Here is a 14,064-nt window from a genome sequence, read left to right on the forward strand (position 1 = left end):
GGACACGCGTCAATCGGCGATGAAGGCTGTGTAGTAGCTGGCATAGGCGACCCCGTTATAGGTCTCGCCTCTCAGCGTCGGCGACTGAACGTAGATGCGTTGGACGATCTGCGTGCGCGGGATGAAATAACCTTGGTCCAGGACATAGTTTTGAAGATCGCCGAGCAGCGGGTTCCGTTCTTCGATCGAACCGGCCCCTGCAATCTTGTCGCGCAGGTCGTTGATGTTTGTGTCGCGGTCGTCGAGAGCAAACCAGTTCTCTCCGTTGTTGGCGTTGGTGAGAATGCTGGCTACCGTTCCCGCATCGATGAAGCTACGGGTCACCTCGTAGGCAGGTACTGCCGCACCGCCGAACTTGACCTTTTCGCCGTAGGTCACGACGTCATAGGCGCGAATGACGACCTTCCAGCCGAGCTTTCCGAGCTGCTGGGAAATCAACTCGTCCACCGATTTCGAGGTTGCAAGGTATGGATTGGAGTGGATCGTCAGGGAAAGCGGCTTGCCGTCCTTGCTGCGCGTGCCGTCCGGGCCTTTAACCCAGCCGGCCTCATCGAGCAGTTTCTCGGCCTTCGCTGGATCGTAGGTCAGGAGAGCGCTCTGGTCCGTCGCGCCGGGCACGTTGCTCTGGATGAAGGACGTGGCGAGGTGCCAGTCCGGCGTATAGACCGTATCGATGATTTCCTGGCGATTGATGCCAGCCTGCAATGCCTGGCGCACCTTTACATCATCGTAAGGTGGAAGTCTGGTGTTGACCGCCCAGCCGTTGACAAAGCCGAGGTAGCGGGGAGTCGCGACGGTAAAGCCTTCTTCCTTGAGGGATTTTAGCTCCTGGGGTGATGCATTGTAGGCAACGTCAGCCTGTCCGGACTGCACCGAGGCGACCCGCAGCGACGGTTCCGAGACCAGCTTGTAGGTGATCGTGTCGAGGAAGGCCGGGCCGGTGTGGCCGACCGCTGCCGGACCCCAGTTGTAGTCCTTCCGCTTGACTAGCGTCACTTGGTCACCCTCCTTCCAGCTCTGGACCACATAGGGCCCGCTGCCGGCGGTCTTGCTGAGATCGGCCTGCGCAGAGGCCGGCTGGGCAATGCTCTTGGGCGAAACCAAAATCGAGCCGTGATAGCCGAGAGTGGGGATGAAACCGAGGGTCGGTTTCTTGAAGATGACCTTGACCGTCGAGGCATCGACCGCTTCAGCGTGATCATAGGTCTTGGGGAAAAGCCCGATCGGATTGATGCCTTCGCTCTTGCGGCCGGCATACCAGATGTCGAGATTGGCAACGACGGCTTTAGCGTCGAGCGGTTCGCCATCGGAGAAGCTCACCCCCTTCTTGAGATGGAGCGTGAATTCGGTCGCTTTTTCATTCTGTTCCCAGCGCTCGACCAACCACGGGCTTACCTTGCCTTCGGCGTCTACATAGACAAGCTTGTCGGTGACGTGGCCCCAGATGTGACCCTGGAAGCTGGAAATGGCGCTGTTGTTCGGGATCCAGGTGTCTCCAAGCGAGTCAATCAGGAAAGTGATGTCGCCACCCTCGCGCGGACTTTCAGTCGCAAGCGCGGGGCCGAACCCTATGGTCGTCGCAAGTAGCGTGGCGGCGACGGACGCGCCAACAATAAGCCGACGGCGAGATATGGATAGGAATGGAGGGCGTTGGGTCATTGAGTAGGTCCTGATGATTTGGGATGTTGCTTGGTTCGCGGTTCGGATTGCGGCCGGGCGCAGCTCTCTATGACGCATACGCGTCCAGCGGCCGTCGCTGCGGTTGATGACGAGCGACCGGATGTCTGACCGAGGTTTAGAATGAATGCTGCGGCGTCGCCGCTATCCGACAGGCCCTGAGTGCTGTCTCAAGCGAGGAGCGCGCTTGGCGGTACATATCGTGATCATGGCGCGGCCCTTTTGGATTTGGCGGAAGATGATGTCAGTAGCCTAGCAGGAAGGGTGGGATGAGAAAGACTGGTTATTCTTTTTCTATCGAATTAATGGATTAATTTGCCGCCGTTTGTGCGCTCGAAGAAAAGAGCTTTTCAGAGTGCCTGTGAGCGCACAGCTGCGTCTGCCCCAATGGGGCGAAGCTTTGCCGTCAGGCCTAGCTTTTGATAGCCGCCTGCACGAACGTCATCCCGTCGAAGATCCGCACAGGCGACAGCTCGCCGGCAAACCGCTCGACCTCCACCTTGGTGATCTGTCCGGTGCAGCCCTGGGCCAGCTTCGAAGTTCCGATGTCGCGAGTGAGGATGTTGGGGTTGCCGTGAATGCACATGGCGTGTTCTGCCGTACTATTGTGCGGTTCGAACCACGCGCCGGTGGCAAGCTGCATCACACCCACGCGCACGTCTTCACTCAACACGGCTCCGGCGAGGCAACTGCCGCGGTTATTGAACAGGCGGACAATATCGCCGTCCGCGATACCGCGTACCTGCGCGTCTTTCGGATTGATGCGCACCGGCTCGCGGCTTTCTATCTTGTTTGAACGGCTGAAGTCGCCGTAGTCTAGTTGGCTGTGAAGGCGCTGACGCGGCTGGTTGCAGATGAGGTGGATAGGGTAGCTGTGATCAGCTTGGGCGCGGGCAGGGTACCAGCGGGGATGGCCTTGGCAATCGTCGTAACCGAATTCCGCGATGGACTGGGAAAAGATCTCGATTTTGCCCGACGGCGTCTGCAGCGGAGAGGCGTCGGAATCCTGGCGGAACGCATGGGCGGGCCCACCCTCGTCGGGCCTAAGGGGCAGGCGCACTTCGCCCTGCGCCCAGAATGTTTCAAAGGCAGGGGCCTGATGGCCACCTGCGGCAAGCGCCTGCCGGGTTGTCTCAAACAGGTGGACGAGCCATTCCTCACTGGTCCGGTTTTCGGTGAAGACATCGAACTTGCCGAGGTGCCGCGCGATCCCGGCGAAGATATCGTAATCGTCGCGCGCCTCGCCGACTGGCTCGATCAGCTTCTTCATCGCGATCATCAGGTCGTCGCGGTCTGCCGCACCGATATCGTTACGTTCAAGTGTCGTGGTCGCGGGCAAAACGATGTCGGCATGACGGGCTGTCGATGTCCAGGCTGTCTCGTGGACGATGATCGTCTCCGGTTGCCGGAAGGCGGCTCGCAGCCTGTTGAGGTCCTGGTGGTGATGAAACGGATTGCCACCCGCCCAGTAGACGAGGCGGATGTTTGGATAGTGCAGGTTCTTTCCGTTATACTGGAAGCCGGCACCTGGATTGAGCAGCATGTCGGCGACGCGGGCGACGGGAATATAATCCGTCACCGGATTGTTGAACTGGTTCAGCGTCGGCAGTGGAACGGCAAGCTGGCTCTTGCCGATGTTGCCGAGCGCTCCGAGCGAATAGGAATAGCCGCCGCCATCCAGGCCCATCTGCCCGAGCATGGCGGCAAGCACGATCCCCATCCAGACCGGCTGCTCACCGTAGTCCGCACGCTGCAAGGAGTGGCTGACGGTGATCAGTGTTCTGGATCGTGCCATCGTGCGGGCGACTTCGCGAATGACATCGACATCGATGCCGCAGATGCCGGCCGCCCATTCCGGACTTTTCGCCTGTCCATCGTCACGACCGAGAAGATAATCCTCGAAACGCGGGTAGCCAACAGTGTAGCCATCGAGGAAAGCGCGGTCGTGTAGCTCTCCCGAGACAAGGACATGGGCAAGGCCGAGCATCAGCGCGACATCGGTGCCCGGGATGATCGGTAGCCAATTGGCGTTCAACTCCTCCGAAAAGTCGTCCTTTAGCGGGCTGATCGAGACGAAGCGTGCCCCGCGTGCCTTGGCTCCGCCGAGCTTCTGTCGGACGACATGCCTGCTTATGCCGCCACCATGAACGTCGGCATTCTTGATCGCCATACCGCCGAAGGCCAAAACCAGCTCGGTGCTACGTTCGATGGCGTCCCAGGTTACGCTCTTGCGGTCGAATGTGTCATACGGCCCCAGCACATGTGGGATGATGACCGATGCAGCGCCGGAACTGTAGGTGTTGACCGAACGCACGTAGCCTCCCAACACGTTCAGAAAACGGTGGATCTGGCTTTGCGCATGATGGAAGCGTCCCGCACTCGACCAGCCATATGAGCCGCCAAACACTGATCCCGGACCGAAACTGCCATAGACGCGACGAAGCTCTTCGGAGACATGCGCCAGCGCTTCAGGCCAGCTCACTTCCACGTAATCGTCTATTCCGCGCTTCAGAGCGTTGCCAGGGGTGCCTTCAAGCCAGCCGCGTCGGATGGCCGGGCGCCTGATGCGGGCAGGGCTGTCGGCGATCGCTGCTATATTGCCTAGAAGCGGCGACGGGCTCGGATCTCCTGGGTGCGGCCGGATCTCAAGCCTGCCGTCTTCGTATCGCCCGGAAAATGCACCCCAGTGGGAGCTGTGAGGCTTGAACGAGTTCATGGTTGGCTACTCCGGTATTCAGTGCGTTCTTCGAAAATCGAGGTTCAGCCGGGCAGGACCTTGCCAGGGTTCATAATACCCGTCGGATCGATCGCGTTCTTGATTGCCACCATCAGATCCACTGCATCGCCGTGTTCTTCCCGCAGGTAGGCAATCTTGCCTGTGCCAACACCATGCTCGCCCGTCGATGTGCCGCCGACCGAAATGGCATATCGCACCATCGCCTTGTTGATTGCAGCGACTTCGTCGAGTTCGGCATGGTTCGCCGGATCGACGGCGAAGACGACGTGATAGTTGCCATCGCCGACATGGCCGAGAATGGCAGCCGGTACGCTGCAGCCTGCGAGCAATTCGCGGGTCCTCAGGATGCAGCCGCTCAGCTGCGAAACAGGCACGCAGACGTCCGACGACCAGCCTTTCGCGTTCTCTCGCTGGGACACAACAGCGTAAAAAGCGTTGTGCCGCGCTTTCCACAGCCGGTTGCGGTCCTCCGGTGCGTTCGCCCATTCGAAATCCCGTCCGCCGTTTTCCTCTACGAGGGCGGCGACCATTTCGACCTGTTCCTGCACTCCGGCCGGGGAGCCATGAAACTCGAATGCGAGGGTGTCCTCGATCTTCAGTGTCATGTTGGAATAGCTATTGATGGCCTGGATCAGACCGCGGTCCATCAGCTCCATTCGCGCGACTGGTATGCCGAGCTGAACCACCTGGATCGCGGCGGCGACAGCCTGTTCGACGCTTTGAAACGAGCAGAGCGCGGCGGAGATGGTTTCCGGAATGCCATATAAGCGCAGCGTCACTTCGGTGATGATGCCGAGAGTGCCCTCTGAACCGACAAAGAGCCGCGTCAGGTCGTAACCGGCCGACGATTTGCGCGCCCGTCCACCGGTGCGGATGATCTGCCCGGTCGGCAGCACGAGCGTCAAGCCTAGCACATTCTCGCGCATCGTGCCGTAGCGCACGGCATTGGTGCCCGATGCGCGCGTGGCTGCCATGCCGCCGAGCGAAGCGTTGGCACCTGGGTCGATCGGGAAGAACAGGCCCATGTCCCGCAGATGGGTGTTTAACTGCTCGCGGGTGACCCCCGCCTCGACCGTGCAATCAAGGTCCTCGGCGCTGATACGTTTGATGTTCGACATGCGCGAAAGATCGATCGATACGCCGCCGCGCACTGCTGTCAGATGGCCTTCGAGCGACGTGCCGGCGCCGAACGCGATGACGGGCACGCCATTTTCGGCGCAGAGCCGCACGATCTCTGACACTTCTTCCGTTGTCTCTGCGAAGATGACCGCATCCGGGATCGCCGTCGTATGATGCGACTCACCCCGGCCGTGCTGCTCACGCATTGCCTGCGCAATGGAGTAGCGATCCAAAAAACGCGCGCTCCGCGTCTGGGAAAGGGATGCCGGCAGCGCAGTCATGTGCGACCTCCCGTTTCGACCGGCGTGTCGCCCGACTTCAGGCCATGCATGTTGTAGGCCACGACGATGTTGTCGTTCGTGATGACGAGCTCGGCGGTGGCGTCGATATCGAAGAAACGAGCGTTGGTGATGCGCCTGGCGGCAAAGACTTCGGCAGCGACGGTCCTGACGCCCAGCAGCTTGAACGGGTCGTCGAGGCTGACAAGGGTCGGATCATCGAGATGTGACGCGAGCCATTCCGTGGGAACAAGAGAACCGGGCAGGGATAGGGACATTTTGAACTCCAACGGTTTGTCTGACGAGGCTGGACGCCTCACCGGGCGCGGCGCGTACTTTCTCGGATAAGAATCAGGCGACTAGTTTTTCTCCTTTTAGATGACGTGCCAAGAACGATAGGCTGTCCTGCCCCCAGTACAGTTCGTCTTCGTAGCGGTAGGTCGGGACGCCGAACACGCCGGCGGCCTTGGCGGTCTCGTAGCTGGATGTCCGAACAGCCTGCACGGCGTCGCTTTGGCCGCGTTCATCGAGCGCCGCGCCGTCGAAGCCAACAGCATTCGCGATCCCCCGGCGTACTTCGGCTTTGCCGATATCATCTCCACGTGCCCAGAAAGCCTCCTGGAGCGCTGCCGCCAGCGTCAGCCAGTCCTGGCTCTGCTCGATCGCGGCCATGATCATCAGTCCGGCCGGTGTCGGATCGGAAAGCTCTGCGCGGTTGTCGAAATTCAAGACCTTACCTCTCAAGGCCGCCCAACGCTTCAGATCCGTGGTCCAGTAGGTGCGGCGCGCTTCCGGGCGGTTGCGCGAATAGATGCCACCATTGTCTTCGATCAGGGGAATGACATAGGGCCGGATTGTTGCACCATGATCGCTTGCTAGAGTCGCGAAGGTTTCCAGGCCGATAAAGTCCCATGGCGAGCCGACGCTGAAGAAATAGTCGATGGATTTGGTCATGATCTGCGCTTTCAGGAGGCTTTTTCGAGAAGTGTGGCGGAATCGAAGACGGACAGCGCGCAGTCACGCGCAATGAGAACAGCACTTGGATCGCGCCCGACCGCGACAGTTGCAAGCGAGCCTTCGTAGAGCAGTGAGAGATGTGCCGCCGCCTGATCAGGCCGGTCGGCCGCCCGCGCCATGATGGCCGCGAATAAGTCTCTTACCATCGCCTTGTGGGTGCGGGCGACGGACACGACGCGCTCGGATTCACCATGTTCGGCGACCGCAAGGGCGAATGCACAGCCTCGAAAATCGGGGCTGTCGGCTTTCTCATATAGACGATCGAATATCAGTTTTATCTGAGCACGAGGCTCGATCTTCGCGTCCACGACATCCTGCAGCGCACGGATTACTCGCTCGTGACGCGCTTTGAGATAGGCCGCGACCAGATGATCCTTGGACGGGAAGTGCCGATAAAGGGTTGCCTTGGCGACATCGGCTTCTTCGATGATCCGATCTATGCCCACCGCCCTGATGCCTTCGCGGTAGAAAAGCGTGCCGGCGGCATTGAGGATCTGGTCCGATATAGCTTCTTTCATTGTATCGCTTCGGAATAATGGTTTCGTCAGGTGGGCAGCCGCACAGTCAAGGCGCCGAAGTAAGACCGGTCTGTCTTCCTTGCTTGCGGTTGTCGACCAGTGACAGGATATCGTCAAGTGCAAGTCGGTTCGAAAAGCTCCGCTGCTGCGCCAATTTTCCAGCCAGCAGTTGGACGGCTTCGTTGTAGGGCGTGGAAATGCCATGGAGACGGCCTAGCACCACGATTTCGCCGTTCAGAAAGTCGACCTCGCTGGAGGCTCCGCGCGTAAAGCTTTGCCAGGTCGACTGCTGGCCAGGATTGATGCCGCTGTTCTGTGCGATCCGCCAGCTCGAAATATCAACAGTCCGTTCCGAAGGCGAGGCGAGCTTGTAGCCTGCAGCAACCAGCGCACGCCGGGCCTCGTCCACCAAGGCCTCACCGACCTCGCTCCTGAGATCGTCCGGGCCGTCGAAAAGCTCAAGTGCGTTGCGCACGTTATGAAGAAGCTTTGCCGATTTCCATCGTCGAATGTCCGCGCTTGGCTCGGCAAGATAGCCGGCTTCGGTCAGATCGACTGCGATCCTGTTGCTGGTCTCGTCCCGCCCGAACGGGAAGCGCCCGACCGTCACCACACCAACTTGGGGATCGCCGCCGACCACGACATTGCCGATTTCGGTGAAACGTGCCGGCGTCAGGATACTTGCGCCATAGACATTGGCAAAGGTTCTAAGCGCCGCTGCTTCCGTCGCCAAGCCATTCTGGAAGGTGACAACGGGAAGCGTCGTTGCAGCGGTCGTGTCCGATACGTCCCGCCAGGACCAGAAGGCCAGCGCATCCGCCGCATCCTGGCTCTTCACGGTCAAAAGCAGAATGTCGTCGGTCGTCAATGCCGGCGGCTCGGATAGATCAAACACATTCAGCTTGATCTGCCGTATACCTGACGGGCGCTGGTAGCTGAGGCCATGTTCCTTAAGATGTTCGATCTGTGCGCCACGGCCGACCAAACCGTACGGAATCCCTGAAAGTTCAAATTGTGCGGCAAGACTTGCGCCGACGGCACCGGCGCCAATTATAACATAACGTGTCATCGCGCTTTCGTTTCCCTTTCCCGCGTCAGACGCCCAGGATTTTCCTGAGAATTTCGTGATGATAGTTGTAGTGAAAACTGCCCCGCTGCTGCCTTTCCGGTATCTTGTGATCGACAACGACGAGTGTCGTTGCTTTCAGGTTGAGCGGCGCCTTACAGGACGGCTGGAAGGGCCCGTGGCAGGTACAATTCCCGAAAACCAGGGCGGTGTTGCGGTCTGAGGTCAGTGTCTCTCCGCTCAATTTATAAGCCCCAAGTCGGCCATCAGTCGCTCCCGAAGCGCCGACGCTGCAGCACCGGTGCGCGTCCTTGGTCTAGGGAGACTGACCTCGGTCACCGACTTGATCTCGCCCGGTCTCGGCGACATCACGATGATCCGGTCACAGAGGTGGATCGCCTCTTCGATATCGTGGGTTATGAGGACGATCGAGATCCGGCGATGCTGCCATATACCGATCAGTTCGTCCTGCATCTGCATCTTGGTCAGGGCGTCCAGGGCGGCGAAGGGCTCGTCAAGCAAGAGCAGAGACGGCTGTGAGGTCAGCGCGCGGGCAACAGCGGCGCGCTGCGCCATCCCTCCGGATATTTCGTGAGGAAAGCGCTCTTCAAAGCCGGTCAGCCCGACAAGAGCGAGGTTCGCTTTGACGCGCTCCTGTTTTGCGCTCTTCGGCATGTCGACTTCGTGAACCGAGATCGCCACATTCTGTTCGATGGTGAGCCAGGGGAACAGGCGCGGTTCCTGAAAGACCACCCCACGCTCCGTGCCCGGGCCGGTGATGTCGCTGCCATCCAGCGATATGCGCCCAGCAAACTCCCTGTCCAGGCCGGCGATCAGTCTCAGCAGCGTCGACTTTCCGCAGCCGCTCCGGCCGACAATTCCGACGATCTCGCCGCTGCCGACGTTGAGCGTCACATTCCGCAGGGCCTCGATCGATCCGCCTTTGGACGCATAGGTCTTAGAGACGCCACGCACGTGCAGGGTTTGTCGCTCGAGGTCGGTTGCTGGCGTCGTCCGGATGCTCAAGTGGTCCATTTGCTCTCCTAAACCGTTGCCACACGACGCCAACGGGTCAGGTATCGTTCGATGCCGCCGATCACGCCGTATTCGAGAACCGCCATCACCCCGGCAAAGCCAAGGGTCCAGGCAAGGACGCCTGCCACGTTCATTGAGCTGTATTCCGCATTCAAACGATAGCCGACACCACTGGAGAGCCCGAAAATCTCCACCAGCACGATTACCTTCCATCCCATCGAAAGCCCGATCCGGATGCCGTTCAGCAGGAAGGGGATCAGCGTGGGCAGGAACAGGAACCGCAGACGCGACCAGGTCGACAGCCTGTAGACGGCGGTGATTTCCTGGAGATCGGCATTCACCGTCTTGATCCCTTGGGCGATGCTGAGGGCGAGCGGCGGCGTTAGGCTCAGCGCGACGGCGAGCGTGGATGTGGTGAGCGAGATCCCGAACCAGATGACGCAGAGCAGCGCCCAGACAAGGCCAGGAACCGTCAGTCCGATTAGGATCGCGGGTTCGAAGAACTGCCGGGCGTATCTATTGCGTCCCGTCACGATGCCGAGCGCCAGAGACACGATGAAGGCCAGCAAGAACCCGAGCGCCACACGGCCCAGGGTGATGAACATATGGCTGAAGAACACGCCGCTGGTGATGATGTCGACAAGTTCGGTAAACACCTCCTCCACCCCCGGGACCAGGGGATTTTCCAGTTTGCGCGCCATGACTTCCCAGCCCCCTGCCAACAGCAGCAGGAAGCTCAGTGGTAGCACCAGGCCGGAGAGTGCCGCCCAGTCAAATCGTCTCGGCAAAGGTGTATTTTGGTCTGCTCTTGATGATCTTGAGGTCGATTGCGACGTCAAGCTGTCGATTGAAGTCATTGATGACCGCCTCGTTCCATTCCGTTGCATAGACTCTCGGCAATCGCTCTTCGAGCAGTGCCAGAAGCTCTTCGCTGGGGTTCTTGATGCCCATTCCCCTCTGAATGTCGGGATCCCGTATTAGGGATGGCTCGGTCGAGAAGCGACGGTTTACGGCGAGCGTCATTTGCGCAACCCGTCGTGCTGTTTCGGTGTTCTCATCGACCCATTTGGCCGTGGCCGACACCCCTACGAGCGACAGAGGCGCGTTGCTCCCGGTCGCGTCTCGCCACTGATCCGCGACCCTTGCGATCTCCCGATGCCCCTGCGCGATCAACTGGGTCGAGACGGGCTCGATCGCGATCACCGCGTCGACGTCGCCTCTGTTGAACAGCGCGACATTTGAAACAGATGGGCCAAACGAAACCTGGAAATCGTTCTCGAGATCGAGTTTATGGAGGGCCGCGGCCATCCGGGCGTGACGATAGGTGTCACTGGTAGGCAGTTGCGTGGCGATCCGCTTGCCCTTGAGATCGGCGGGGTGCTGGTAGGGGCTATCCTCTTTCACGATCCATGAGCCGTGGTTGTTGAGACGCGAGCCGAAAATGACCAACTCCGCGCCCTTCTGTGCGGCCTCGGCGATACCGAGCGCACCGAAGGGACCACAGTCGAGCGCGCCGCTTAAAAGCAGCATTTGAAACTGACCCGGCGAGCCATCAATCCATTCGATGTCCAGACCCGGATCCAGTTCCGGAAACTTTTGGAGCATGTCGTCCTGCACTGTCCCGGCGGTGCCGGGGCCGGCCTTGCTCATCCGGACCGGCAACCGTTCGGTGGTCGCACCAGAAGGATGCGGCGAGAACGGCAGGACAAAGATTGAGGCGGCAAGACCGGCCAGAACCTGTCGACGGCCTGCGAGGGGGCCGCCGATCGTGTACGCTCCCGGGCTGGTCATCAGGCGACGAGCCGCTTGTATTCGCTGGTCCCCTCGGTCAGGTTCCAGGTCTTCATCCATTCATAGGTGTAGTCGAAGCGCTTCTGATCCAGCGGCCTGGAATGGACATAGTGGACGAAGTGCGACGCCAGTTCTTCAGGCGCAAGTCGACCGTTCAGCTCGGCAACGACATGGTGCTTGTAACGATCGAAATCAGCTTTGATCAGATCTGCGGCCTCGTTGACCGACGCGACGTAGGCCGCACGCTTGTCAGCCGGGACGTCCGGCGAGATCACCTCTGACCCTCGATAGAAATTGACGGCCACGATGTGCGCGCCTTCCTTCAGGGCAAGGCTGATGAAAGGCTCCATGATGGCGATCGCCTTGAGCTTTCCATCCTTCAGGGACTGGTAGCGCTCATGTGGCGGGCCCGCATGCTGGACGACGATCGAGTCTCTTGGGATCGCTCCTTCGAGAAGCTGAAGAGTCGTATAATGCGAGCCGGTCAATTCATTGATGCCGACAGCGACGTTTTCCAGATCGCGCGGCTCCTGGATCTCATCATCGAAAGTGATGATCGCCTGTGCTGCGACTGCGGGCCTAAGGCCGAACACCTGGCTGCCGCGCGCGCTCTTCTCTGAGCGGTCGAGCCCTGCCCATTCGCAAAGATTGTAAGCAGACGCCGCGCCTGCCTCGTACAGCGCTTCCTTCTGCCGTTTGAACGGGTCCTGCGAAGAGCTCTGAGGATCGTATTTTGTCGCAAATTCAACCGCGAGGCCATTTTTCTCAAAGATTCCCTCTTCCAGAGCCACGTAGATCGGAAGGTCGAAGACCGGGCCGTTCGGGGATATCGTAAAGCGGTAGGGCGATGTGTCCGACATCTTTGTCTCCTATCAAATGATGAGGAAACCGTATCCATTAAGCCTTATAATCTATAGGCATAATAGACTAATAACCTTTAGGTTTCGGGTTTTCTTTTCTGCGTTCGAACGGGACGGATATCGGGGCACCCTGACGACGTTTGCCTTAACGATTGATTTGGAGAAGGACTGGTTGCAGTATTCAAGGCCTATGCGGTCTTTGCTGCTGGTCACGCTCTTCTGGCTCGGCTCAGGCTCCGTATGCGCCGGATTCAATAGTTCAGCTAGCTATCCGTGCCGAACAAGAAACAGGCACCAAGATCGGTTGGATTATGCTCGGCGCGTCGCGCGTCCTTCGGCGACGTGAAGCTCTGCGGAAATTGCCTCTGCAATCCGTATGGCCTGGACACGGATGTCTGGAACCGCCGTGATTTCCCAGAACTGGCCTGCAGTCAGGGCCCCGACAGCAAACAGTCCTGCGTTCTGCAACTGCGTATCACCGAGGACACGCGACGTCTTGTCGACGACAATCCCGAGGCCCAGTTCGTCGATGCGGATCAGCCCGAGGTCGCACATCGTCCTAAGAAGTGGCGAATGTCGGATTCCGGCCTTTTCCATTCCCGTACAGTTCACCACCAGATCTGCGATAAAGGTCGTGGCGTTCTGGCTGCCTCTTGGCCGGTACTCGACTCGAACGCCGTCCCCGTCGTCATGGATGCCGGAGAGAAAGCCCGCCTCAACTTTCACTGTGCCGTCCGCCACTAGGTCTTGGAACTCCCGGTGCACATCCGGAGCGATACGGTGACGGTGAATATTCCACCAGGCCAGCGCATGACGCATGAACCGCGATCGCTGCGCCATGGTTAGCCCCTGCCAGAGTGCCTGGGTCTTCGGGCGCAATCCGTCGATGACGGACCGCCAATCCGCAACATCGTCAGCGGACCGGCGAAGTGCATGCAGCACCTGGCTAAGCTCGGCTCCGTCCGGAAGATCGACCGCCACGGGCTCGCTTCGGCGATCAAGATGCGGCATCGGCACGAGGCCGCGACGCGAAAGCGCGCGGATCGGCCCGCGATGCCCTCTGGCGCGAAGCGACAGCACTTGGTCGATCATCGTCAGGCCTGAGCCCAGCACGCAGATCTCGTCGTTTCGCCCGACGTGCGAAAGCCAGCCCATGGTCCATGGATTTTTGATAATTCGCCCGCGGGCAGCCGCGGAAACCCGGTCTGACGCGACCGGCAATCCTGCGCTTCCCACGCCGAGCGCAAGGACAACGGTTCGGGCCCGCAGGCTTCCACCCGTGTCGAGAACGAATGAGATTCCGTCTCCCTGCCCATCGTTGCAGCTCACGGCTTTCGCCCGAACGAAATCAAGACGTGCGCGATGCTCCCGCGCTCGAAGCCGGGAGGCGAGCCTGTCACGCAGGTAGAGACCAAAGTCACCGCGAGACGCAAACGTGTCGGGACTTACGGCTTTACCCCGCGACGTGAGCCAGTCGGTGAAGTCGTCAGGCTGGTCGGGGAAGATACTCATGCGCGCAGCAGGCACGTTGAGGCGGTGGAGATAGAATTCTGTCCGGTAAGCCGTGCCCCGTCCGAACCCCGGATCGTCTCCGATGACGGCAATAGTCGCCTCTGGTGGCAGGATATCAAGAAGATTGATTGTCAGTGCGATCGCCGAGAAACCGGCGCCAACAATGGCGACATCGTAGGTCAAGGACGTTCTCCTTAGCCGTTGCGGGGGCGCTCTGTCTGAGGTGCCCGAGCCGCCAGCAAGTCAATCTCAGTCATCACCTCAATCTCTATCAACTCGATAGAGATTGAGGTGATGTAAAGTCTTTTGCGGTCGGGCGTCAATGGCAGGCGGCGGGCGTACTAAGAATGCTCGTCATGCCTGAGGTCGGATCGCTATCGGTTGCGATCCGGTACACGGTGGCCGTCTAGGATGCGGAAGGACTTTGTGTGAAGCTCCGGCTGATCTGCGCAAA

12 protein-coding genes are annotated in these 14,064 nt (G+C 59.7%); all 12 read right to left on the minus strand.

Annotated elements, in window-relative coordinates; genetic code table 11:
- Window positions 1-9: 9 nt before the first annotated feature.
- Window positions 10-1,659, minus strand: coding sequence for an ABC transporter substrate-binding protein (locus ASF70_RS23010; RefSeq protein ID WP_062583255.1), 1,650 nt, complete (start codon window positions 1,657-1,659; stop codon window positions 10-12).
- 430 nt (window positions 1,660-2,089) lie between these two features.
- Window positions 2,090-4,393 carry a molybdopterin-dependent oxidoreductase gene (locus ASF70_RS23015; protein ID WP_062583257.1) on the minus strand — a complete coding sequence of 768 codons (2,304 nt, stop codon included), beginning with the start codon at window positions 4,391-4,393 and terminating at the stop codon, window positions 2,090-2,092.
- 44 nt (window positions 4,394-4,437) lie between these two features.
- Entirely contained in the window at window positions 4,438-5,814 is a 1,377-nt protein-coding gene (locus tag ASF70_RS23020) for an FAD-linked oxidase C-terminal domain-containing protein (RefSeq protein ID WP_062583259.1), read from the minus strand.
- Complete coding sequence (locus ASF70_RS23025) at window positions 5,811-6,089, minus strand: hypothetical protein (RefSeq protein WP_062583261.1); 279 nt, start codon at window positions 6,087-6,089, stop codon at window positions 5,811-5,813. The genes ASF70_RS23020 and ASF70_RS23025 overlap by 4 nt, the downstream gene beginning before the upstream one ends.
- A gap of 73 nt (window positions 6,090-6,162) precedes the next feature.
- The gene (locus tag ASF70_RS23030; RefSeq protein ID WP_062583263.1) at window positions 6,163-6,765 is read right to left on the minus strand and encodes a DsbA family protein; all 603 of its coding nucleotides are present in this window, start codon (window positions 6,763-6,765) and stop codon (window positions 6,163-6,165) included.
- Between the two features lie 11 nt (window positions 6,766-6,776).
- A complete protein-coding gene (locus ASF70_RS23035; RefSeq protein WP_062583265.1) occupies window positions 6,777-7,346 on the minus strand; it encodes a TetR/AcrR family transcriptional regulator in 570 nt (189 codons plus the stop codon).
- Window positions 7,347-7,392: 46 nt separating this feature from the next.
- A complete protein-coding gene (locus tag ASF70_RS23040; RefSeq protein WP_062583267.1) occupies window positions 7,393-8,415 on the minus strand; it encodes a 2-dehydropantoate 2-reductase N-terminal domain-containing protein in 1,023 nt (340 codons plus the stop codon).
- 237 nt (window positions 8,416-8,652) lie between these two features.
- The gene (locus ASF70_RS23045) at window positions 8,653-9,447 is read right to left on the minus strand and encodes an ABC transporter ATP-binding protein (protein ID WP_062583269.1); all 795 of its coding nucleotides are present in this window, start codon (window positions 9,445-9,447) and stop codon (window positions 8,653-8,655) included.
- An 8-nt stretch (window positions 9,448-9,455) separates the two neighbouring features.
- Window positions 9,456-10,235 carry an ABC transporter permease gene (locus ASF70_RS23050; RefSeq protein ID WP_200943582.1) on the minus strand — a complete coding sequence of 260 codons (780 nt, stop codon included), beginning with the start codon at window positions 10,233-10,235 and terminating at the stop codon, window positions 9,456-9,458.
- Window positions 10,219-11,298, minus strand: coding sequence for an ABC transporter substrate-binding protein (locus ASF70_RS23055; RefSeq protein WP_082472054.1), 1,080 nt, complete (start codon window positions 11,296-11,298; stop codon window positions 10,219-10,221). The genes ASF70_RS23050 and ASF70_RS23055 overlap by 17 nt, the downstream gene beginning before the upstream one ends.
- Window positions 11,238-12,098, minus strand: coding sequence for an ABC transporter substrate-binding protein (locus ASF70_RS23060; RefSeq protein ID WP_062583273.1), 861 nt, complete (start codon window positions 12,096-12,098; stop codon window positions 11,238-11,240). The genes ASF70_RS23055 and ASF70_RS23060 overlap by 61 nt, the downstream gene beginning before the upstream one ends.
- A gap of 309 nt (window positions 12,099-12,407) precedes the next feature.
- Window positions 12,408-13,793 (minus strand): FAD/NAD(P)-binding protein, encoded by a 1,386-nt coding sequence (locus ASF70_RS23065; RefSeq protein ID WP_062583275.1) that lies wholly within the window; start codon window positions 13,791-13,793, stop codon window positions 12,408-12,410.
- Window positions 13,794-14,064: the final 271 nt, after the last annotated feature.

It is taken from the genome of Rhizobium sp. Leaf321 (genome assembly GCF_001423215.1).
Lineage (GTDB): Bacteria > Pseudomonadota > Alphaproteobacteria > Rhizobiales > Rhizobiaceae > Neorhizobium > Neorhizobium soli.